20 protein-coding genes are annotated in these 22838 nt (G+C 40.3%); 1 reads left to right on the top strand and 19 read right to left on the bottom strand.

Annotated elements, in window-relative coordinates; genetic code table 11:
- Positions 1-25: 25 nt before the first annotated feature.
- Together ACOZIR_RS02410 and mce are read right to left on the bottom strand one after the other, a co-directional pair.
- Positions 26-1576 (bottom strand): acyl-CoA carboxylase subunit beta, encoded by a 1551-nt coding sequence (locus ACOZIR_RS02410; protein ID WP_310878386.1) that lies wholly within the window; start codon positions 1574-1576, stop codon positions 26-28.
- The gene (gene mce / locus ACOZIR_RS02405; RefSeq protein WP_045293005.1) at positions 1569-1994 is read right to left on the bottom strand and encodes a methylmalonyl-CoA epimerase; all 426 of its coding nucleotides are present in this window, start codon (positions 1992-1994) and stop codon (positions 1569-1571) included. Before mce ends, ACOZIR_RS02410 begins: the two co-directional genes overlap by 8 nt.
- 148 nt (positions 1995-2142) lie before the next feature.
- On the opposite strand from mce, the gene prli42 reads away from it, so the two are divergent.
- Positions 2143-2238 carry a stressosome-associated protein Prli42 gene (gene prli42 / locus ACOZIR_RS02400; RefSeq protein ID WP_016765525.1) on the top strand — a complete coding sequence of 32 codons (96 nt, stop codon included), beginning with the start codon at positions 2143-2145 and terminating at the stop codon, positions 2236-2238.
- 75 nt (positions 2239-2313) lie between these two features.
- On the opposite strand, the gene ACOZIR_RS02395 is transcribed toward prli42, so the two are convergent.
- The 17 genes from ACOZIR_RS02395 to ACOZIR_RS02315 form a co-directional block, all read right to left on the bottom strand.
- The gene (locus ACOZIR_RS02395) at positions 2314-2838 is read right to left on the bottom strand and encodes a L,D-transpeptidase (protein WP_045292998.1); all 525 of its coding nucleotides are present in this window, start codon (positions 2836-2838) and stop codon (positions 2314-2316) included.
- A gap of 98 nt (positions 2839-2936) precedes the next feature.
- A complete protein-coding gene (locus tag ACOZIR_RS02390) occupies positions 2937-3887 on the bottom strand; it encodes an aromatic acid exporter family protein (RefSeq protein WP_045293000.1) in 951 nt (316 codons plus the stop codon).
- 160 nt (positions 3888-4047) lie between these two features.
- Positions 4048-4770, bottom strand: coding sequence for an amino acid ABC transporter ATP-binding protein (locus ACOZIR_RS02385; RefSeq protein WP_216887351.1), 723 nt, complete (start codon positions 4768-4770; stop codon positions 4048-4050).
- Positions 4763-5422 (bottom strand): amino acid ABC transporter permease, encoded by a 660-nt coding sequence (locus tag ACOZIR_RS02380; protein WP_013059114.1) that lies wholly within the window; start codon positions 5420-5422, stop codon positions 4763-4765. Before ACOZIR_RS02380 ends, ACOZIR_RS02385 begins: the two co-directional genes overlap by 8 nt.
- Before the next feature lie 31 nt (positions 5423-5453).
- Positions 5454-6257 (bottom strand): transporter substrate-binding domain-containing protein, encoded by an 804-nt coding sequence (locus ACOZIR_RS02375; protein ID WP_372451795.1) that lies wholly within the window; start codon positions 6255-6257, stop codon positions 5454-5456.
- Between the two features lie 281 nt (positions 6258-6538).
- A complete protein-coding gene (locus ACOZIR_RS02370; protein WP_013084970.1) occupies positions 6539-6976 on the bottom strand; it encodes a BrxA/BrxB family bacilliredoxin in 438 nt (145 codons plus the stop codon).
- Positions 6977-7169: 193 nt separating this feature from the next.
- Entirely contained in the window at positions 7170-8165 is a 996-nt protein-coding gene (meaB, locus tag ACOZIR_RS02365) for a methylmalonyl Co-A mutase-associated GTPase MeaB (RefSeq protein WP_340141705.1), read from the bottom strand.
- 16 nt (positions 8166-8181) lie between these two features.
- Positions 8182-10332 (bottom strand): methylmalonyl-CoA mutase, encoded by a 2151-nt coding sequence (gene scpA / locus ACOZIR_RS02360; protein WP_045295071.1) that lies wholly within the window; start codon positions 10330-10332, stop codon positions 8182-8184.
- Positions 10325-12361 carry an acyl-CoA mutase large subunit family protein gene (locus tag ACOZIR_RS02355; protein WP_045295073.1) on the bottom strand — a complete coding sequence of 679 codons (2037 nt, stop codon included), beginning with the start codon at positions 12359-12361 and terminating at the stop codon, positions 10325-10327. Before ACOZIR_RS02355 ends, scpA begins: the two co-directional genes overlap by 8 nt.
- Positions 12362-12519: 158 nt before the next feature.
- Positions 12520-13779: a dihydrolipoamide acetyltransferase family protein gene (locus ACOZIR_RS02350; protein ID WP_340141704.1), complete on the bottom strand. Its 1260-nt coding sequence runs from the start codon at positions 13777-13779 to the stop codon at positions 12520-12522.
- A gap of 15 nt (positions 13780-13794) precedes the next feature.
- The gene (locus ACOZIR_RS02345; RefSeq protein ID WP_045295076.1) at positions 13795-14778 is read right to left on the bottom strand and encodes an alpha-ketoacid dehydrogenase subunit beta; all 984 of its coding nucleotides are present in this window, start codon (positions 14776-14778) and stop codon (positions 13795-13797) included.
- 12 nt (positions 14779-14790) lie between these two features.
- Complete coding sequence (locus ACOZIR_RS02340) at positions 14791-15783, bottom strand: thiamine pyrophosphate-dependent dehydrogenase E1 component subunit alpha (protein ID WP_013084976.1); 993 nt, start codon at positions 15781-15783, stop codon at positions 14791-14793.
- A 20-nt stretch (positions 15784-15803) separates the two neighbouring features.
- On the bottom strand, positions 15804-17225 hold the full coding sequence (gene lpdA, locus ACOZIR_RS02335) for a dihydrolipoyl dehydrogenase (RefSeq protein ID WP_310878380.1): 1422 nt from the start codon (positions 17223-17225) through the stop codon (positions 15804-15806).
- A 28-nt stretch (positions 17226-17253) separates the two neighbouring features.
- Positions 17254-18333, bottom strand: coding sequence for a butyrate kinase (gene buk, locus ACOZIR_RS02330; RefSeq protein ID WP_421535621.1), 1080 nt, complete (start codon positions 18331-18333; stop codon positions 17254-17256).
- Between the two features lie 96 nt (positions 18334-18429).
- Positions 18430-19533, bottom strand: a complete 1104-nt coding sequence (gene bcd, locus ACOZIR_RS02325) for a branched-chain amino acid dehydrogenase (RefSeq protein ID WP_013059125.1) — start codon at positions 19531-19533, stop codon at positions 18430-18432.
- A 12-nt stretch (positions 19534-19545) separates the two neighbouring features.
- Entirely contained in the window at positions 19546-20529 is a 984-nt protein-coding gene (yqiS, locus tag ACOZIR_RS02320; RefSeq protein ID WP_340142123.1) for a phosphate butyryltransferase, read from the bottom strand.
- 166 nt (positions 20530-20695) lie between these two features.
- The gene (locus ACOZIR_RS02315; protein WP_045295080.1) at positions 20696-22765 is read right to left on the bottom strand and encodes a sigma-54 interaction domain-containing protein; all 2070 of its coding nucleotides are present in this window, start codon (positions 22763-22765) and stop codon (positions 20696-20698) included.
- Positions 22766-22838: the final 73 nt, after the last annotated feature.

Here is a 22838-nt window from a genome sequence, read left to right as displayed (position 1 = left end):
AATATGTAATCCCTCCAAAAATAACCTACAATGGTATGTTACCATGTTTCTTTGCTGGACGCTCTTCCTTTTTATTGTGCAACATTTCAAGCGCTTGTATTAATTTTATTCGCGTTTCCCGAGGATCAATAACATCATCCACCATTCCGGCACTTGCTGCTACGTAAGGATTAGCAAATTTCTCGCGATACTGCTCAATTTTTTCGTGTCTTGTTTCATCTGGGTTTTCACTGCCTCGAATGTCGTTTGCAAAGATAATATTTGCCGCACCTTGAGGACCCATAACAGCAATTTCTGCATTAGGCCACGAATACACAAGGTCTGCTCCAATCGATTTACTATTTAAAGCTACATACGCACCCCCGTACGCCTTTCGCAAGATCACCGTGATTTTCGGAACGGTAGCTTCGGAGTATGCATATAAAATTTTAGCACCATGTCGTATAATTCCGCCATGTTCCTGCTTGATACCTGGGAAAAAACCTGTAACATCTTCAAATGTAATAAGTGGGATATTAAATGAATCGCAAAACCGAATAAATCTTGCTGCTTTATCTGAGGAGTTAATATCTAAACTGCCTGCCATTACTTTAGGCTGGTTACACACAAGTCCGACAACTTTTCCATCTATGCGGGCAAAACCAATGACAATATTTCTGGCAAAGTCTTTTTGTACTTCAAAAAATGAGTGCTCGTCCACTACTTGGTGAACGACTTGACGCACATCGTAAGGACGCACGGCATCAAACGGGACAACATCTAATAAATCCGGACGATAATGATCACTCTGTACCTCTGAAGCTAAAGGAGGCTGCTCTTGACTAGACTGTGGAAGATAGCTTAAGAGCGTTCGTACTTGTTCTAGTACCTCTTGTTCCGTTGCACCCCTAAAATGGGCATTACCGCTAATTTCGTTATGAACAGCTGCTCCTCCAAGATTTTCCGAGGAAATGCTTTCTCCCGTTACCGTTTCAATTACTTTTGGTCCTGTAATGAACATTTGACTTGTTTCTTCTACCATAAAAACAAAGTCCGTAATCGCCGGTGAGTACACGGCTCCGCCTGCACAAGGACCCATGATAACAGATATTTGAGGCATAACACCCGAATAAATGGCGTTTCGATAAAAAATATGACCGTATCCGTCAAGGGACATAACGCCCTCTTGAATACGAGCCCCGCCTGAATCATTTAAACCAATAAACGGCACGCCTGTTTTAGCCGCTAAATCCATTACGTGCGCGATTTTTTTAGCATGCATTTCACCTAACGCGCCTCCGAATACTGTAAAATCTTGCGAAAACAAATAGACTGAGCGACCGTTTACCTTGCCATAACCTGTTACTACCCCGTCCCCTGGGCCTACTTGACTATTCATACTGAAATCAGCACACCGATGTTCAATAAACGGATTTAATTCGACAAATGTATGTTCATCCAAAAGAATTTCAATTCGTTCGCGTGCTGTTAATTTCCCTTTATGGTGCTGTTTTTCAATTTTTTCGTCTCCACCGCCTAACTCGATTTTCCGGCGTTTATCGTACAATTCATTTAATTTATCATAGATGTCAACCATGTTTCTTCTCCTCCTCTAGTGTTTTTTCACAGAGCTCATAAAGAACACCGTTTGCTGACTTTGGATGCAAAAAAGCAATGGATGCTTCCCCTGCACCTTTTCGCGGAACATCGTCAATCATTTGTACACCCTTTTCCTTTAACTCGTTAATCCGTTCTTCAATCGTACGCACACCTAAAGCAACATGGTGAAGACCTTCACCTCTCTTTTTGATGAACGCACCCACTGCACTGTCTTCAAAAAGCGGCTCTAATAATTCAATTTTTACGTTGCCGCACTGAATAAAAGCAACTTTTACTCCTTGTTCTTCTACTTCTTCTACTTTTAATAGAGACAGTCCTAATACCTTTTCATAAAAAGGGAGGCTGCCTTCAATTGATTTTACAGCTACTCCTATGTGATCAATTCCTTTTATCATTTTCTCACCTCTTAAAAAAGCGTTTTCATTTACACATATTCTTGAAAACAAAAGAAATCTCCTGCTCGCGTATCTACAGAAAGTTGCTTGTCTAAGCAGCGGAAGACATGTAAAATAAGAAAAAAATGTGTAGGAGGACTTTGGTTGTATGTCTAATAAGAAAATCCAAAAAACCGTTGTGTTTTTAATGCTTCTTGTCATGTTAATATCTACGCTTTTAGCGGGACTTGCCATGTGGTTTTAATCGGAACTGATGACTAAAAACATAGATGCACTGCTGTTTTTTTGTGCAATGCAAACATATAAAAAAGACTGGTGACTAGTCACCAGTCTTTTGCTGTATATTCACAATGCCTTTTTGAGCAGCTAACTCTTCAAAAGATTGATCTGTAGATACAATCCATACTTTTGTACCTAACGGAACTTGATCATATAAATGGCTTACTTCATGATTTTCCACGCGAATACAGCCATTCGATACATATTTACCGATGGAATCCGGCTGATTTGTACCGTGAATGCCATAAATACGTCCGTCAGTCTCTCTTGCATCAAACCCAATCCACCTTATACCTAGAGGATTTTGAGGAGCGCCTCCTTCAATGTTACTTCTCCGATAATAAGGATTAACAGCTTTTACTGTTACCGTGAACTCCCCTTCGGGCGTCAGATTAACTGTTTTCCCCGTTGCTACTTTAATAATTTGTTTAATTTCTTTATTTTGAATATAAGCAAGCTCATTGCTTTGTTTATTAATAATAATATAAGGATCATTTGGCAACGGATTTTCTCCTAATGGCCAAACCGGAGATAGTAGTAAAAGGATAAAAGCAAATACATGCACGTAATCCACCACCTTACGTTAGTCCTAAATAAAGGAAAAGAGATATATCTCTTTTCCTTTTTAGTGTTCGTAGGGACGATGAACAACATGCATGCTGTTTAACTTATTTTTAAAGTTTGTTTAATAACCAAATATTGTTCAATCTCTTTGACTACGTGCAATAAATCGGCCCGCGCTTCGAACTCTTCCCGCGTTTTGGGAAGAGGCATCTCTGCAAACGATTCTCGTAAATGCTGAAGTTTGGCTAAAAATAATTTTGCTGTATTACCGGGGTGAATGGATAGGCTTAATTCTTCAATAAAATCAGCAATCATGTAGCGCTGTTCTACTACCAAATCAATAGCGGTAATGAGAGGAAGCGTACGCTCAATAATTTCAAGCTGTTTTTCACGAATTTTAAAATAGCGGTAATAATAATTTTCCCCACGCACAAAATGATTTTCTACATCACGAAACGCAAGGCTTTTTGCTTTTTCTAAAATTTTTACCGTATCTGCAATTTCCTTACCGTCCCAGCTGCTGTCATTGGTTCTGAGATACAGGGCAATTTCTTTTAACATCGACCGGAAATTTTCTTCAATTTCTTGCTGATACGTGCGAAGCTCTTGATCTAAACTTGGCATGTATAAATTCACAAGCAGGGCAACACCTATTCCAATTACAATTAAGCCAAGTTCATTAAAAACGATTCCCCATGTCATATTGCCTTTGGAATAAATATGAAGCAAAATAACGGAGCTTGTCACAATGCCTGCATTCACTTTGAATATAACCGTAACCGGGATAAACAAAAGGAGCATCAGTCCTATAACAAGTGGATGATAAGCAATCCCTTCAAAGAATATAAAAGAAAACAGAATAGATAAAGAACAAGCAATAAAACGATCGCTTGCACTTCGCAACGATTTTTTCTTTGAGTTTTGAATGCACAAAATGGTGATAATTCCAGCTGATACAAAAAACTCGAGGTGAAAGAACTGAGCTATAATAATAGCCAGTGATGTACCGACGGCTGTTTTAATTGTCCGGTACCCGATTTTAAATTTCATTTTCTAGACTCCTACATGTTGGTTTCTTTTTAGTGTGATAAAATGCTCTATTCTTTATTAACATGAATAGAAAAATAACACAACCTTAAATCTTGCTATACCGGATAATTGTCAATAAAAAAAGTGCAGAAAAGATCGTACTCTTTCTGCACTTTTTTTATTATAAAATCTTTTCTAAGAAATCTTTAGCACGCTTGCTTTTAGGCGCTGAGAAAAATTCCGCCGGAGGCGCATCTTCAACAAGCACACCGCCGTCTAAAAACAGCACACGATCCGCTACTTCTCGTGCAAATCCCATTTCATGCGTTACAATGACCATCGTCATTCCTGTTTCCGTTAGCGACTTCATTACATCTAGTACTTCTTTTACCATCTCTGGATCCAATGCTGAGGTTGGTTCGTCAAACAGCATCACTTTCGGCTCCATTGCCAATGCTCTTGCAATAGCTACACGCTGCTTTTGACCGCCCGATAAGCGATTTGGAAACTCGTTGGCTTTTTGAGCAAGTCCAACTTTTTGAAGTAATTCTTTGCCTTTAGCAACAGCTGTTTCTCTTGACACGCCTTTTACCGTCATCGGAGCATACGTCAAATTTTCAAGCACGGTCATATGTGGAAACAAGTGAAAATGCTGAAATACCATTCCTACATTTTCACGCACACGCATAATGTTTGTTTTTTTATCTGTAATCACTTGACCGTTAATTGAAACTAATCCGCTCGTCGGTTCTTCAAGCAGGTTCATACAGCGTAAAAAAGTAGATTTACCAGAACCAGAAGGGCCAATAACGGCTACGACTTCTTTTTCCTTAATCGTAGTTGAAATACCTTTTAAAACTTCATTCTTACCAAATGATTTGTGTAAATTTTCAACGTTAATCACCTTTTCTCATTCTCCTCTCGACTGCTTTACCAAGGAGCGTTAAGCCCATTACCATTACATAATAAATCAACCCTGCAAAAATTAACGGTTCAAGGTAGGCGAATTTTTCTCCCCCTACAATGTAAGCACGGCGCATAATGTCGAGTGCTCCAATAACTGTAACGATAGCTGATTCCTTTGTTAATGTAATGAACTCATTCATTAAAGCAGGTAAAATATTTTTAAGTGCCTGTGGCAAAATAATTTGTCCCATCATGCGGCGATAAGGAATTCCTAACGCTAATGCCGCTTCACGCTGTCCTTTATCAACAGCTAAAATACCAGCGCGAATAATTTCAGATATATATGCTGCAGAGTTTAGCCCGAACGCAGCAACGGCCGCTGGAAACGGGGCAATATCAAACCCAAGCAGCTGAGGCAACCCAAAGTATATTAATAATAATTGCAGTACAAGCGGTGTTCCGCGAAACACGGACGTATATGCATCCGCAAACCATTGAAGAGGTTTATTGCGGCTGATTTTACATAATGATAAAATAACTCCCAGCACAAACCCTAAAATTGCTGAAGCTAGGACTATCTGTATCGTTACCCCTATCCCTTTTAAAATATAAGGCATAGAAGGCACGATTTGCGAAAAATCCAAATTCATGCCTAGTTCCATTCCTCTCTAACTGTCATTCTTATTTTTGATCGTCAAACCACTTAACGATTAATTTATCTAATTCACCATTTTCTTTCATTTTCTTTAATTCACGGTTAAAGTCATTCGTTAGCTTGCTGTCTTTAGGAAACGCAATTGCTGATCCTTTGTTTGAATCTGAGCGTCCTGTCTCAGACATTTGCAAGCTTTTGTCTTTGTTCACATACCCTTTTGCTACTGTATCTTCAATAATCGCTGCATCAATACGATTTGATTTCATTTCTTGAATTAGTTCTGGAATACGGTCACGCGTTGTTACATTTACTCCGTCAACTTCTTTTGCAATTTCTTTTGCTTCGTCTGCTTGAATAGAAGAAGTTTGTACACCGACTGTTTTTCCTTTTAGTTCTTCTGCATTTTTAATTGGCGCATCTTTCTTCGATACAATCATGTTTTTTGCTTCATAGTATACGTCTGAGAAGTCCACGTTCTTTTTACGTTTTTCAGTTGGCGTCATACCGGCTAAAACTAAATCGACTTTATTAGATTGTAAAGCTGGAATTAATCCGCCAAATTCCATATCCTTTACCTGTACGTCATAGCCTAACTTTTTACCGATTGTTTTTGCTAAATCTACATCAAATCCGATTGCTTCACTATCACCTTTTGCCGTATCAATATATTCAAATGGTGGGTAATCCGCTGATGTTCCCATTACGAGTACTTTTTTATCTTTGCCGTCGCTGCTTGCTCCGCCGTTAGACGTTCCTTCTCCTGCTCCGCATGCAGCTAAAACGCCTGCTGTTAAGAGACCAATTGCCGTTACTGATAACCACTTCTTCAATTTCATCTTCGTTCCCCCTAGTTTATTCTTTACGTTATTTTTTAAAAATTAATAATATTATGAAATAAGTTTTTTGCTATTGCAAGTAAATGTCGAAATTTAAATATATATTCATATAAATGTATTTTAACACAACATTATAAATATGCAATATCTTTTTTAAATATAAGTTTCACTATTTGAAAATACCTTTTCTCAACATTTTCCACTCGTTAGAAAGTCTGCATACAAATAGGTAAAAAAATGCATAAAAAAAGAAGCCGTTCAAAACGGCTTCTCTCTTACACTTCTTCACAGTGCTGTTCGAATGCTTCTTGCAGCTTCATCACAACTGACATTGGCTCATGGCCTTCAATTTCGTGACGCTCTACCATTGTGATAATTTTTCCGTCTTTTAATAAGGCGAAAGACGGCGATGAAGGCGGATAACCTTCAAAGTATTCGCGTGCACGTGCAGTTGCTTCTTTATCTTGCCCAGCAAATACTGTAACCAAGTTTGTTGGACGTTTATCATAATGTACAGCGTGCGCTGCAGCAGGTCTTGCAATACCTCCTGCACAACCGCAAACTGAATTCACCATTACAAGCGTTGTACCAGGCTGTTTAAACGTTTCATCTACCGCTTCAGCCGTCGTTAATTCTGTATAACCAGCAGCTGTAATTTCTTTGCGGGCTTGACGAACAACGTCGTTCATAAACAAGTTAAAATCGATATTCATTTTCATACCTCCCTTTTGCTATCTATTCTTTATCATAGCAAACGAAAACTAAAAAGGCGATTGCTTTGACTCATTTTTTCTTGGTAATCAAGATTAAACAAGAAAAGAAATGGCAATACTATTTTTACAGCTAGAAAACCATACTCTTAACTCCCTAGTGTAGAAGGATCCGTATAAAGTGCAGGATCCTTTTTTATATTTCTTTCATCGCCTGCTGATAGATTTTAATCAAGTGTTCGAGAGCTTCAGCCATTGTGGCATCTCCCGTCATCATTTGTTTTTCAACATCCCCTAATGTTTGCTTAACTAAAGGATGTTCATAAAATGATTCTTGCAAATATTCATTAACACTTGCCTGTAACCATGCCTTCATTTGCTTTTGTCTTACTGCATAAAACAGATCTTTTTTATTCATCCATTCCTTATAGTCACAAATTATCTTCCACAAGTTTTGAAAGGATGCTTCTTCATAAGCAGAAGTTGTGATGACCTGTGGTTTCCATCCTCCGGAATGACCATGAAGAAAACCGATGACACTTTTGTATTCTTTTGCAGTCACTTCTGCTTTTAGGCGGTTATCTCCGTCTGCTTTATTTACACAAATCAAATTAACCCATTCAAGCAGCCCTTTTTTAATTCCTTGCAAATCATCTCCTGCTCCGGTTAAAGCAAGCAGAACAAAGAAGTCTACCATCTCTTTTACTATCATTTCACCTTGGCCAACACCCATCGTTTCGACAAATATGATGTTATACCCAGCCGCTTCACAAAGAAAAATGGCTTCTCTCGTTTTAAGATGAACACCTCCAAGCGTCCCTTGAGAAGGTGAAGGACGGACAAAAGCGTTCTCTTGTTTGGCAAGCAGCTCCATTCTGGTTTTATCTCCTAAAATACTTCCTCCAGACAAGGTACTGCTTGGATCGACTGCCAAAACTGCAACGGAATAGCCATTTTTGCATAGGTACGATCCAAATTTGTCAATCAGCGTACTTTTTCCTGCTCCTGGTACGCCTGTAAAACCAATGCGCACTGAATGCCCCGTATGAGGATAGATTTCTTTAATCAGCTGTTGTGCTATTGCTTTATGCTTCAGCGCTTTACTTTCAATTAAAGTAATGGCTTGAGCTAACGCTGTTCTTTTCCCTTCAAGCAGGCCTTGTTTATAATCTTGTACCGTTTTTAATTTCACCAATTGTCTTCACCAACTATTCTTCTAACCGTTTCTTTATTTCATGTAAGACGGAAACGGCCGCTTTTGGGATTACTGTTCCAGGTCCAAAGATTGCAGAAGCGCCGTGTTCTAAAAGAAATGAATAGTCTTGTTTAGGAATAACGCCTCCGACAATAACAACGATATCGTCGCGCTCTAATTTCTTTAACTCATCAACAAGCTGCGGCAGTAACGTTTTATGCCCGGCTGCCAAAGAACTTATGCCAATCACATGTACGTCGTTTTCTACAGCTTGCCTTGCTGTCTCTTCAGGCGTTTGAAATAAAGGACCAATATCCACATCAAATCCAAGGTCAGCAAAGGCTGTTGAAATCACTTTCGATCCTCTATCATGACCGTCTTGCCCCATTTTCGCAACTAAAATTCTTGGGCGTCTTCCTTCTTCCTCTAAAAATTCAGCCGTGAGCTCTCGAACTTCTTCGATTTGATCTCGATGCACAAACTCCGCACTGTATACACCGCTCACTGACTTAGAAGTAGCCTGATGTCTTCCAGCCACTTTCTCAATAGCTTCTGAAATTTCACCTAGTGTAGCTCTAGCTCTTGCAGCTTCAACCGCAAAAGCAAGGAGATTTCCTTCACCTGTTTTGGCACAAGTGGTCAGTCGATTAAGCGCTTCGATTACCGCTTGTTCGTTACGTTCACTGCGTATTTTCTTTAACTTTTCCAGCTGCTTCATTCGAACTGCTGTGTTATCAATATCAAGAATATCAAGCGGTTCTTCTTGCTCCGGCTGAAACTGATTCACACCTACAATAATTTCTGCCTGGGAGTCTATTCTTGCTTGCCTGCGCGCAGCTGCTTCTTCTATTTTCATTTTAGGTACGCCTGCTTCTATTGCTTTTGTCATTCCGCCGAGCTGCTCTATTTCTTCAAGGTGCTTCCACGCTTTTATCATTAATTCATTCGTTAATGATTCCACGTAATAAGAGCCTCCCCAAGGATCAATAACGGAACAAATCTCCGTTTCATTTTGCAAATAAAGCTGCGTATTTCGGGCAATTCTAGCTGAAAAATCAGTTGGAAGAGCAATTGCCTCATCCAATGCGTTTGTGTGAAGCGACTGCGTATGACCTGACACTGCAGCCAAAGCTTCTACGCATGTTCTAATAATATTATTAAATGGATCCTGTTCCGTTAAGCTCCATCCGGACGTTTGAGAATGCGTTCTAAGAGCTAGAGATTTAGGATTATCCGGCTCAAACTGCTTCATTAGTTTTGCCCACAGCAGCCTCCCTGCTCTCATTTTCGCTACTTCCATAAAATAGTTCATTCCAATTGCCCAGAAAAAGGATAGCCTCGGAGCAAATGCGTCAATTGTAATTCCCGCTTTCAAGCCGGTTCGTACATATTCAAGTCCGTCTGCAAGCGTATAAGCAAGCTCTAAGTCTGCTGGAGCACCTGCTTCTTGCATATGATAGCCTGATATACTGATACTGTTAAATTTCGGCATGTACTCCGCTGTATATTTAAAAATATCCGCAATGATTCGCATTGACATCTCAGGAGGATAAATATACGTATTGCGCACCATATATTCTTTTAAAATATCGTTTTGAATGGTTCCAGCCAGCTTTTCTTTTTTTACGCCTTGTTCTTCAGCTGTTACGATGTAGAAAGCTAAAATAGGAAGCACCGCCCCGTTCATCGTCATTGACACGGACATTTGATCAAGCGGAATCCCTTCAAACAGCTGCTTCATATCAATCATTGAATCAATTGCCACGCCTGCTTTCCCTACATCTCCCACAACTCTTGGATGATCAGAGTCATAGCCGCGGTGGGTAGCGAGGTCAAAAGCAACAGACAGCCCTTTCTGTCCAGCAGCTAGGTTTCGGCGGTAAAAGGCATTGCTTTCCTCCGCCGTTGAGTACCCTGCATACTGTCTAATAGTCCAAGGCCGATTCACATACATCGTTGCATACGGTCCTCTCACAAAAGGCGGAATACCAGGTGCAAAGTGAATAAAGTCGAGGTTATCTCTGTCTTTTTTTGTATATAATGATTTTAATTCAATTTGTTCATTTGTTTGAAAAGCAGTGAATGAACTTTGAGTCACGTCATCTTCTCTTTGCTGCTTTGAAAATGATAATGGAATATTAGAAAAAGAAGGCTTTTTATACATGAACTTCTACCTCCAAAGCACATAATAACTTCTTAACGCATTGAATAACATTCGTCTTAGGATGTATGACGCTCATTACACCTTTTTGCTGCCACTGCGTTTTGCGTGATACATGTTCTTCTCCCACTACGTACACATAAACCGAATCTTCCTCAAAATAAGCCATCGCTTTTGTTAAGAGCTTTTCTACGAGTTCATCACTTCCACAGATCACATATGCTTCGTGCTTTTGTTCATTCATCCAATCTGCTATCTCGACATAGGAATCTATGTTTTTAATTGTTTCACACGCAAAGCCTGCGCTTTCAAATAAAGACCGGGCAATCTCAGATTTTTTACGGCTGCTAGGATCGGTGAGCTCCATAATGCCAATGCTCATTCCCTTTGTATAAACCCGTATTTTTTCAAACTTCTCTGCTGCTCTCCACTTAGTGAGCGGCACAACACTGTCAGGCTGTGACTGCTTCGCCATTTGTTTTAGCATCCATCCTGCTGTTACCCCTTTGGATGCTAGCTTTGTATAGTCCTCTAGCAAAAGATTTGATGAGAATTCCGAAGCGTTCTGGTCGCTGTATTTGTTCATTTTTCTTTCTTCTTTTTTAGACAGAGTGTTTTTTATCTCTTCGGATGCAACGTGTTGCTTAGGAGCATAGTGGGTGACTCCGATCAAGCGCTCAATTCGGCACTCTATATCTCCTTGTCTTTTTACTCTCATTTGTTCAACTTCATCTTGAATTCGCCCTTGTTTTAAAGCTTCTTCCATTCCGCCGTGGTCTTCAATGTTGCCAAATAACTCCCAAGCTTTTGTCATTAATTCATGTGTGTAAGCTTCAACGTACCAAGAGCCTCCGGCAGGATCCATTACTTTTGATATATGTGTTTCGTGCTGCAAAATTAAGTGAGTATTACGAGCAAGGCGATGAGCGAACTGAGAAGATGAGGATGTGACGGAATCATATGGTTCAATATGCAGACTATCCGCTCCTCCTACAATAGAAGCAAATGCTTGAACCGTGCTCCTTAATGCATTTGTATACATGTCTTCTTTAGACTGTGTAAGATGTGACGTTTCCGTATGAATAAACGGCACTGAAACGGCCGTGTCATCAAAAGCACGAACCACATTTGCCCAAAGCATACGAAAAGCACGAAGTTTTGATATTTCCATAAATAAATGTGAACTAACTGAAAAAGAAAAGGTCATGTGAGGTAAAACTTGATGCAAGGACAAACCGCGTTTCATGCATTCATCAATATACTGCACTCCTGTAGCAAGCATATAAGCTAGTTCTTGAACAGCATTTGCCCCGCTGTTATGGTAAGGAATGCTTGATACAATGATTGTTTTGAGCTCTGGAACATTACTGTGAGCCAAACGTGTTGCGTAAGCTAAATGATCGTATAAATCTCGAGTAGAAAGTGGAACTCTCCCGTATTCAGCAAGGGTGCCGAGCGGATCCATTCCAACTGTACCTGTTAGCTGTCTCATATCAAAGTTATGATCAACACAGTATGCTTTTAGAAACGAAAGAAGTGGAACAGATGTACATCCCGTATTTAAAAATAAAGGCACAGCTTCAAGAGCTACATGCTGAAACAAATGAGCAACATCCTCTAAAGTAGAAATTGTAGCGCCTGAGGCTACTTCAGCTTCAGTTGCTTCATCCACGTCTTTTCCTTGCCTCATTGCTTCACTGCACGTAAAAGCGGCCGTATTTTGTCCATTTTTCAAACTGTGTAAAAGAAGTTTATTGCTTTCTTTAATAGAAGGTAAGTCGATTTTTTGGGTGATTTCCCATTCCCCTAGTATGTATGATTCTTTACCGGCTCCTCTTAAATAATCTATTCCCGTCGGACTCTGCTGCAAGTAGTCTAAATGTGCCGTATCACTTTCAAAATAAAGCGGTTTCAAAAAGATGTTTTCTAACGTTTCTTTTGAGCCGAGCGCGGTGTTTTTGCTAACTTCCTGTGCCCAATCTTCTTTAGGTGTACGTGTAAATTCATGAAATGATAATGTATTTGTTTTCATTTCCATGCCCCTTTACAGTTAATAGCTGCCTGCTAGACCTAGATGATTACACTTTGAAGTTTGATGATTCTTCTTTTATTTTAATACATCTTTTACAAATTGTTCAATCATTGCTTCAAAATAAAAAAGCAAATGGAGAAAGCTCCATTTGCTTTTTTTTAATAGACGGACGTATTCTCTTTAGACGTAGATTCTAAAATCTCTTTAACTCTTGCCAAGAATCTGCCGCACACCAAGCCGTCTAACACGCGGTGATCAAGTGATAAACATAAATTAACCATATCTCGAACAGCAATCATGTTATCAATAATAACCGGGCGTTTTACAATAGATTCTACTTGTAAAATAGCCGCTTGCGGGTAATTAATAATCCCCATTGATTGCACGGAACCAAATGAGCCTGTGTTGTTAACAGTAAACGTTCCGCCCTGCATGTCTTCAGACTTCAATGAACCCGTACGAACTTTTTGCGCGAGCTCTGTAATTTCACGCGCAATGCCTTTGATTGTCTTTTCATCGGCTTGTTTAATAACCGGCACAAATAAAGCATCGTCTGTTGCAACAGCAATGGATACATTAATATCTTTTTTCTGGACAATACGGTCTCCTGCCCACATTGAATTCATTTGAGGGAATTCTTTTAAAGCTTGAGCCACTGCTTTTACGAAGAACGCAAAATACGTTAAGTTAAAACCTTCTTTTTGTTTAAACTCCGCCTTTAATGAATCACGATAAGAAACTAAGTTCGTTACATCAACTTCAACCATTGTCCATGCATGCGGAATTTCATGTTTACTTCGAAGCATATTTGCTGCAATAGCTTTACGCACGCCTGAAACAGGGATTTCTTGATCTCCTGCTGCAGACACAACCGGCGCGGGCTGCTTCGTTTTCGGAGCAGCTGCCGCTACGGGTGCTTCTGGCTGAACTGTTGATGCAGGTGTTTCTTTCACTTCAGCAGCTCCACCTTTTTCAATAACAGCTAAAATATCTTTTCTTGTAATGCGGCCGCCCGCACCTGTTCCTGTCACGGTATCTAAATTAATATTATGCTCTTGTGACAGACGCATAACAGCTGGAGAGTATCGGCTTTTATTGGATTGACTGTCCGCTGTTTTTGGCGCTGATTCTTCTACGGTCTTATCAGACGTTTCCTGTTCTTTTTGAGGTACAGTTCCTTCTACTTCAATTAAACAAATCACTTCTCCCACGGGTAAAGTATCATCTTCACCTGCAATTAACTCTTTAATTGTTCCACTAAAAGAAGAAGGCACTTCAGCATTTACTTTATCCGTCATGACTTCAGCTAAAGGGTCGTACTTATTTACGTGATCTCCAACAGAAACGAGCCATTTGCTAATTGTACCTTCTGTTACACTTTCACCGAGCTGCGGCATCGTAATTTTTTCAATAGCCAATTGATACAACTCCTTTTAAAATTCAGCTAATTCTCTCATTGCTTTTTCTACTTTATCTGGATTCACCATAAAATATTTTTCCATTGTTGGTGCATACGGCATAGCTGGAACATCAGGGCCAGCAAGGCGCTGAATTGGCGCGTCTAAATCGAATAAGCAGTGTTCAGCAATAATAGCTGCTACTTCGCTCATGATGCTGCCTTCTTTGTTGTCTTCCGTTAAAAGCAGTACTTTACCTGTTTTAGAGGCTGCTTCAATAATAGCTTCTTTATCAAGCGGATAGACCGTTCTTAAATCTAAGATGTGTGCTGAAATACCGTCTGCTTCCAGTTTTTCAGCAGCTTGAAGAGCAAAGTGTACACAAAGACCATATGTAATAACCGTGATGTCGTCTCCTTCTCTCTTTACGTCTGCTTTGCCAATCGGAAGTACATAATCATCTTCAGGGACTTCTCCTTTAATCAAACGGTAAGCACGCTTATGCTCAAAGAAAAGAACTGGATCATCATCACGAATAGCTGCTTTTAATAATCCTTTTACGTCATAAGGCGTAGAAGGCATCACAATCTTTAACCCTGGCGTATTGGCAAATAGTGCTTCAACAGATTGAGAATGATAAAGAGCACCGTGAACTCCGCCGCCGTAAGGAGCTCGAATTGTAATCGGACAACTCCAATCATTATTAGAACGATAGCGAATTTTTGCTGCTTCTGACACAATTTGATTGACTGCAGGCATAATAAAATCAGCAAACTGCATTTCAGCAATCGGACGCATACCGTACATTGCTGCTCCGATTCCTACCCCCGCAATGGCCGACTCTGCAAGAGGTGTGTCAATAACTCTTTCTTCTCCGAACTGCTCGTACAGCCCGTTGGTTGCTTTAAATACGCCGCCTTTTTTCCCTACGTCTTCTCCTAATACAAACACGCGGGAATCTCTTTCCATTTCTTCACGAATGGCCATTGTTACTGCATCAATATATGAAATAACCGGCATATGTTCTCCTCCTTACTCACCGTACACGTATTTTAAAGCTGATTCCGCTTCTGCATAAGGAGCGTTTTCAGCATAATCTGTTGCATCATTAACGATATTCATAATATCATCAAGCATTTGTTTTTCTCGTTCATCGGTTAACACGTTAACCTCTTTTAAATAAGTCGCAAAGTACGCAAGCGGATCGCTCTTTTTAGCTTCAGACAATTCTTCTGCTCCGCGATATGCACGATCATCGTCATCACTTGAATGGGCAGTCAAACGTTCTGAAACAGTTTCAATAAGAGTAGGTCCTTCTCCTCTGGATGCACGATCTCTTGCTTCTTTTACCACTCGGTATACTTCAAGTACGTCGTTTCCATCGATTGTGTAGCCTGGCATGCCATATCCAATCGCACGATCAGATACTTTTGCGCATCCTAGCTGCTTTTCAACCGGAACAGAAATCGCATACTTGTTATTTTCACACATAAAGATAACAGGAAGCTTATGAACACCTGCAAAGTTCGCGCCTTCGTGGAAATCTCCTTGGTTAGAAGATCCTTCTCCAAACGTGACAAACGTGACTAAGTCTTTTTTCTCCAATCGTCCTGCTAAAGCGATTCCTACTGCATGAGGCACCTGTGTTGTAACTGGAGAAGATCCTGTTACAATTCGCTTTTCCTTATGGCCAAAGTGACCTGGCATTTGACGACCTCCTGAGTTTGGATCTTCTGCTTTAGCAAACCCAGAAAGCATTAAATCGCGGGCGGTCATTCCAAATGCTAGCACAACACCCAGATCGCGGTAATAAGGTAATATGTAATCATTCTCTCTGTTTAAGGCAAAAGCTGCGCCAACCTGAGCGGCTTCTTGACCTTGACATGAAATAACAAAAGGCACCTTCCCTGCACGGTTTAACAGCCACATACGCTCATCAATTTTTCGTGCAAGCAGCATAGTGCGGTACATTTCAAGTACTTGTTCATCAGTTAATCCTAATGATTCATGACGGTTTTTTGTCATGTTTAAACCTCCTTTAATCATCAAAAATGAATCGCTTTTCCATCTACAGCTAATGAAGCTTCTCCCATCGCTTCTGAAAGGCTAGGGTGAGGATGAATGGTATGAGCAATTTCCCATGGTGTAGCATCCAATACCTTTGCAAGACCCGCTTCAGAGATCATATCCGTCACGTGAGGTCCAATCATATGCACACCAAGGACATCATTTGTGTCGGCATCAGCAATAATTTTAACAAATCCCTCTGCCTCTCCATATACAAGAGCTTTTCCAACGGCCTTAAACGGAAACTTTCCAACCTTCAGCTGAAACCCTTGCTGTTTGGCTTCTTGTTCTGTTAATCCTACACTTGCTGCCTCCGGGCTGCTGTATACGCATTTAGAGATTGTTCTATAATCAATCTTCAAAGGCTTTTCACCGTGTAAATGCTCAACAGCTACAATTCCTTCGTGAGAAGCTACATGTGCAAGCTGCAGTCCGCCAATCACATCTCCAATTGCGTAGATATGAGATTCTTTCGTTTGATAGAAATCATTCGTGGCAATCACACCGTTTTCTACTACAATATCGGTATTCTCGAGACCAATTCCTTCGACATTCGCTTGACGCCCTACAGATACAAGCAGCTTTTCTGCTTCATATTCTTGCATATCGTCTCCTACTTGAGCCGAAATTTTTACCTGACCATCAATAGACAGTGTATCAGCCATTACTTTAGCAGAAGTAATAATAGTAACTCCTTTTGCTTTTAAAAGCTTCGTCATTTCACGGGAGATATCTTGATCTTCTGTTGGTAAAATTCGATCGCTGTATTCAACAACCGTTACATCAACATCAAAATCTGTGAGCATTGACGCCCATTCAATTCCGATGACGCCGCCTCCCACAATAATAATAGAAGCAGGAAGTGTTTCCATCTTTAATGCTTCGTCTGAAGTGATTACTTTCTCTCCGTCAATCGTTAAACCAGGTAATGTTCTAGGACGAGACCCTGTTGCGACAATTACATTCTTTGGAATAAGCATTTCGTTTTCTTCACCGCTTTTTAATTCGACGGAGATGGTTCCTGGCATAGGAGAAAAGATAGAAGGTCCTAAAATACGTCCAATCCCTTCATATACGTCAATTTTACCTTTTTTCATTAGCTGTTTGACACCATTATGTAACTGTGAAACAATTTCTGACTTTCGTTCTTGTACACGTGCATAGTTCAATAGTACATTGGACGTTTCTACGCCAAATTCACTGCTTTTCTTAGCCGTTTGATAGACTTCTGCACTTCTTAGTAAAGCTTTGCTTGGGATACAACCTGCGTGCAGGCATGTGCCGCCTAACTTATTTTTTTCCACAACCGCTACTGATAGACCTAACTGAGAGGCACGAATAGCTGCTACGTACCCTCCGGTTCCACCGCCGAGAATGACCAAATCATATTCTTTTGCCACACTGCTTCACACCTTTCTGCAAACGCTATTAAGCGCCTTTATATTCCTTCACTTCTTCTTCACCTGTAAGCACTCGGAGAGCCCCTTCTGCTAGCGCTTGAAGCTCATTTTCTCCAGGATAAACAATGACATCTGCAATCCACTTTACATGATTAATAATCAGCTCAACAAACGCCTTTGAATAAGCAATGCCTCCCGTTAAAATAATGGCATCTACTTTTCCATACAAAACCGTACTGGCAGCTCCAATTTCCTTCGAAATTTGATAAGCCATTGCTTCGTAGATAAGCTTAGCTTTTTCGTTTCCATTTTTCACTAACTCTTCGACTTTCTGCACGTCAGATGTGCCCAAATAACCGACAAGCCCGCCTTTTCCTACAAGCATTTTCATAATCTCCTCACGGTAATACTGACCTGAAAAGCAAAGACGAACTAATTCACCAACCGGTACACCGCCAGCGCGCTCTGGACTAAAAGGACCGTCACCGTGCAGACCATTGTTCACATCAATTACTTTTCCGCTTTGATGGACTCCAACTGTAATGCCTCCGCCCATATGGGTAACAATAACGTTCATTTGTTCATATGTGCTGTTCATTTCTTTAGCCACTTTTCGAGCAACCGATTTTTGATTCAGCGCGTGAAAGATGCTTTTCCTTTCCATAAAAGGAGTTCCAGAGATACGAGCGATGTCACTTAGCTCATCTACCACCACTGGATCAACAATGTACGCTGGAATATTTAATCCAGACCCAATCTCAAACGCTAAAATCCCGCCTAAATTTGAAGCATGATGGCCGGCATAACCGTCTTTTAAATCTTTGAGCATGGCTTGATTTACTTCGTATGTGCCGCCTTCAATGGGGCGTAAAAGCCCTCCTCTTCCACATACTGCACTTAATTTAGATAAATTAATCCCTTCTTCATCAAGTGCCTCTAAAATCGAATTTTTACGGAACTCATACTGTGCATATATCGTCTCAAACTGATTCATTTGCTGTGAATCGTAGCGGATTGTTCGATCAAAAATTGGTTTATCGTTGTGAAACACGCCAATTTTTGTGGACGTTGAACCCGGATTTATTATCAGCATTCGATATTCGTGCATATCCAACACATGTCCTCCTACCTTATCATTCTCATAAACGAAGGCTAGGTCGAAAGGATTTCATTTATTCCTTTTGCCCAGCCTTCAGCTCAAACATTAGCGCGTATGACGTCTACTTAAAATATGCTGTCCATTTTGTAAAAATTGACTGCGTGAACGACGCAGCTTTTCAATTCTTTCTTCAGCTAAGCGATCTGCTGCTAGATAGGTTGGAATGCCATCTCGTTTTGAGATTTCAACTACCTTTTCAATATTATCATAAATACCTTCAACTTTTTTCAGCGCACGCTCACGGTTATATCCAACTAGCTCATCAGCTACGTTAATAACGCCTCCTGCGTTAATAACGTAGTCCGGTGCATATACAATGCCTAATTCATGAATTAAATCACCATGACGCGTTTCTTTCAATTGATTATTAGCTGCCCCTGCAATAACTTTTGCTTTTATTTGAGGGATCGTTTCATCGTTAATCGTTGCTCCGAGTGCACAAGGAGCATAGATATCACATTCTACACCATAAATATCATTTGGGTCTACTGCTTGCGCACCAAATTCTTCTACCGCACGCTGAACAGCTTCTTTATTAATATCCGTTACAATAAGTTTCGCTCCTTCTTCGTGAAGGTGGCGGCATAAATTATATGCTACGTTTCCTACGCCTTGGACAGCTACTACTTTTCCTTCAAGCATATCTGTTCCAAATGCTTCTTTTGCTGCTGCTTTAATTCCTCGGTATACACCGTAGGCTGTGACAGGTGATGGATTGCCTGATGAACCAAAAGCAGGAGATACACCCGTTACATAATCCGTTTCCTCATATACAATATCCATATCCTCTACCGTTGTGCCCACATCTTCTGCTGTAATATATCGACCGTTTAATCCTTGAATAAAGCGACCAAATGCACGGAACATCGCTTCGTTTTTGTCTTTGCGAGGATCTCCGATAATAACCGTTTTCCCTCCGCCTAAATTCAAGCCTGCTGCTGCATTTTTATAAGTCATTCCGCGTGATAAACGAAGCGCATCTTCAATTGCAGCCTCTTCTGATTCATATGTCCACATTCTCGTACCGCCTAGAGCTGGTCCAATTGTTGTATCATGAATTGCAATAATGGCTTTTAAGCCTGAATCTTTATCTTGGCAAAATAATAACTGCTCATAATCGTATGTTTCCATATAGTCAAAAATTTTCATTGTTAGTGCCTCCTAAGAATTCTGTTGAGCGACGCTGATAGCGAGCGCCAGTGAGTATAATTTACTTTCTGATGAATCTGCTCTGGATGTTAAGACGACCGGAGCTTTTGCCCCCGCTAGAATAGCTCCAACTTTTGCTTTAGCAAAATAAATAAGGGATTTATATAAGACGTTCCCAGTTTCAATTGCTGGAACGAGTAATATATCTGCTTGACCGGCAACTTCGCTTTGAATGCCTTTTTGCTTGGCTGCTTCTATGTTAATGGCATTGTCGAGTGCTAAAGGTCCATCAATAACGCAGCCTTTAATTTGTCCTCTGTGGTTCATCTGTGTAAGAAGTGCAGCCTCTACTGTTGCAGGCATCAAAGGGTTCACAACTTCAACCGCTGCAATAGGAGCTACTTTGGGTACCTCTATCCCAATTGAGTGAGCAACGTTCACCGCGTTTTGAATGATTTGAACTTTCTCTTCCAGAGATGGCGTAATATTCATAGCTGCATCTGTTACAAGAATAGGGCGGTCATAGTAAGGAACGTCAAACACCGCTACATGTGATAAAACATTTCCCGTACGCAAACCATGCTCTTTATTTAACACAGCTTTTAAAATAAGCGATGTGGATAAATTCCCTTTCATTACGATATGAGCTTGACCTTGCTGAACTGAACGCACAGCCAATTGAGCCGCTTCTAAAACGGACTCCGTATGTACGACCGTCACAGCCTTATGAGTGAGTAAGGATGGGCGGTAATGCCTGAATAATTCATTAATTGTCGTTTCGTTGCCAAACAAAATAAATTCAGAAACTTCCCTTGACACAGCTTCATACACTGCCTCAATTGTTTCTAAGTCTTCAGCTGCAGCAACAGCAACAGTCAAAGAAGACTGCTTAGCAACCCGAGATAAGATGGTAGCAAGAGTCATGGAATGTTCGACCTCTCCTTTTTCATTCTTTCTTTTGCCCCTTTTTAAAGAGCATACTGCGCATTTATGCAGTCATCTAAAATACATGCAAGATTTGTGCCATCCCCTGCATATATTACATAATATAGCTGCTTATATCCGTTCTTACGCACAAAAAATTTTTTTTATTGATTCTAACAACAAACAGAAAAAAAGAATACCTCTCTATTTATATGCAATAAATTGCACACCATGCATTTTATTGCATGCTGTTATTTGCAAGATTGTATTTTTCCAACTTATAATACAGAGAACGCAGGGAAATATTGAGCTGTTTTGCTGTTTTCGTTCGGTTATACTCGTTTGCAAGCAACACTTTTTGAATAAGTTCAGCTTCATAATTTTCCATCATGTGCGCCAAAGTTTTCCCTTCGAATACTACCTCTTCGTTCATCTGATTTTTTTCTTTTTTGCCCTTGCCTTCAAGTGAAGGGAGATGAACAGAATCAATCATTGTTTCCGTATAGTGCATATAAATAATGGCTCTGCCTAATATGTTTTCAAGCTCTCTGACGTTTCCTGGCCAGTCGTATGATCTTAATGATTGTAAAGCCCGCTCTGTTACCCCTTCAACATGCCGGCCGTAATCTTGATTAATTTTTGTAATTAAATGCGTAACAAGTGCTCCAATATCCTCTTTTCTCTTCCGAAGAGGAGGTATGTGAATCGGAATTTTGTTTAGCCGATAATACAAGTCCTGCCTGATGCTTCCATCAGCCATTCCTTTTTCTAAATTCACATTCGTAGCTGCAATAACGCGAACATTCACCGGAACAGGAGTCGTTCCTCCAACGCGAATAAGCTCTTTTTCTTGAAGCACCCGAAGCAGCTTAGCCTGCATATGAGCTGAGAGCTCCCCGATTTCATCTAAAAAGATGCTACCGTTATTGGCTTCTTCAAAAACGCCTCGTTTCCCGCCTCGTTTTGCCCCGGAAAAAGCTCCTTCTTCATACCCAAAAAGTTCACTTTCAAGCAAAGACTCAGAAAGCGCAGCACAGTTGATCCGAACAAATTTATTAAACTTTCGGCTGCTCGCATTATGAATTGCATGTGCAAACAGCTCTTTACCCGTTCCAGATTCACCTCTAAGCAAAACAGTAGCTGGTGTTTTAGCAGCAAGTCTAGCCTGCTCAATTGCTAGCTGAAATTCTTCAGACTGACCAATGATATCAGCAAATGAATATTTCGCTTCAAGCGTTCGGATAATTTGACGCGCTCTTTTGAGTTCATTTGTAAGCTCTTGAATTTCAGACATATCATGAATAACGCCAACGCTTCCTTTTAATTTCCCATCGACAATAACGGGGGCAACATTCACAACTACGTCTCTTTTACTCGGACCAAGCCTCATTCTTACACCTCGAACAGGACGTCTTGTTTGCAGCACCTTCATGTGCATACTGTCTCCTTCAGAGATATCGGCAGTCGCGGGCTGACCAATAATATCCGTCTTTTTTAAACCCGTAATTCTCGTATAAGCAGGATTAATTAAAATCCCTCTTCCTTCTTCATCTACAACCGAAATAGCTTCTTCAGAAGATTGAATAATAGCTTGAAGCATAGTTTGTACTTCTTTTAAGTTCGTAACTTCTTCTGCCAACCCCACAACGTCCGTAATATCTTTAAAAATCGAAAAGGCCCCAAACAGCTCTCTATTCTCGTCGAGTATTGGTATTCTAGTCGTAATTACCTTCCGTCCGCTATCTAACACAAATTCACTATTTTGATCAATCGTTTTTGTATGAAGAACATCAACAAGTTTACTATTTGGAATGACTTCATGAAGATGCTTACCAATTACATCTCTGTGCGAAAAGTTCGTCAACCGCTCGGCACTTTGATTAAATAGCGTAATATATCCATTCCTATCAATCACGACCATCGCATCATGAGCCGCGTTAAAAATAAGATCATATTTATACGATTCTTGCTTTAACCGCTGAATTAACTCTTCTTTTTCCTCCATCAGATTGGCCATAATTTCAGCAACCAATCCCGGAACCACCAGTGCATCAGCAGGTTTGCTTCTCTGCAATTGTTGAAAAACGCCTTGTTTACCTGTTGTTTCAACAATGACGCCAAGCTGCTTTGTCATATAAGGCTCCCAATTCATTCCGGTTGAAATACCTTGTCCTTGCGCATGCAAAACAGCCGGCGCGTTAGCTCGTACGTCTACTACACCAATCACTTTCATAAATTCGGTTTCCAACAAGATTTTCAGAATAGCTAATCCGCCTTTTCCTCCTCCAACGATCAACACATTTTGCATATTTTTTCACCTTTTCTACTTAATATGTACATATTCCGTGCAAAATATTGCATATACCTATCATATAAAAAAA

It is taken from the genome of Priestia sp. D3YE.R1 (assembly GCF_049199565.1).
Classification (GTDB): domain Bacteria; phylum Bacillota; class Bacilli; order Bacillales; family Bacillaceae_H; genus Priestia; species Priestia aryabhattai.
This window is presented reverse-complemented; position numbering and strand designations above follow the sequence as displayed.

Excerpts from the sequence above, each read along its gene's own strand:
- ACOZIR_RS02380 (WP_013059114.1), bottom strand. The coding sequence starts at position 5,422 with ATGAATTTGGATTTTTCGCAAATCGTGCCTTCTATGCCTTATATTTTA.
- buk (WP_421535621.1), bottom strand. The coding sequence starts at position 18,333 with ATGCACGAATATCGAATGCTGATAATAAATCCGGGTTCAACGTCCACA.
- ACOZIR_RS02340 (WP_013084976.1), bottom strand. The coding sequence starts at position 15,783 with ATGACAAAAAACCGTCATGAATCATTAGGATTAACTGATGAACAAGTA.
- prli42 (WP_016765525.1), top strand. The coding sequence starts at position 2,143 with ATGTCTAATAAGAAAATCCAAAAAACCGTTGTGTTTTTAATGCTTCTT.
- ACOZIR_RS02345 (WP_045295076.1), bottom strand. The coding sequence starts at position 14,778 with ATGCCGGTTATTTCATATATTGATGCAGTAACAATGGCCATTCGTGAA.
- ACOZIR_RS02410 (WP_310878386.1), bottom strand. The coding sequence starts at position 1,576 with ATGGTTGACATCTATGATAAATTAAATGAATTGTACGATAAACGCCGG.
- ACOZIR_RS02355 (WP_045295073.1), bottom strand. The coding sequence starts at position 12,361 with ATGAAAACAAATACATTATCATTTCATGAATTTACACGTACACCTAAA.
- bcd (WP_013059125.1), bottom strand. The coding sequence starts at position 19,533 with ATGAAAATTTTTGACTATATGGAAACATACGATTATGAGCAGTTATTA.
- ACOZIR_RS02370 (WP_013084970.1), bottom strand. The coding sequence starts at position 6,976 with ATGAATATCGATTTTAACTTGTTTATGAACGACGTTGTTCGTCAAGCC.
- scpA (WP_045295071.1), bottom strand. The coding sequence starts at position 10,332 with ATGTATAAAAAGCCTTCTTTTTCTAATATTCCATTATCATTTTCAAAG.
- mce (WP_045293005.1), bottom strand. The coding sequence starts at position 1,994 with ATGATAAAAGGAATTGATCACATAGGAGTAGCTGTAAAATCAATTGAA.
- ACOZIR_RS02390 (WP_045293000.1), bottom strand. The coding sequence starts at position 3,887 with ATGAAATTTAAAATCGGGTACCGGACAATTAAAACAGCCGTCGGTACA.
- ACOZIR_RS02315 (WP_045295080.1), bottom strand. The coding sequence starts at position 22,765 with ATGCAAAATGTGTTGATCGTTGGAGGAGGAAAAGGCGGATTAGCTATT.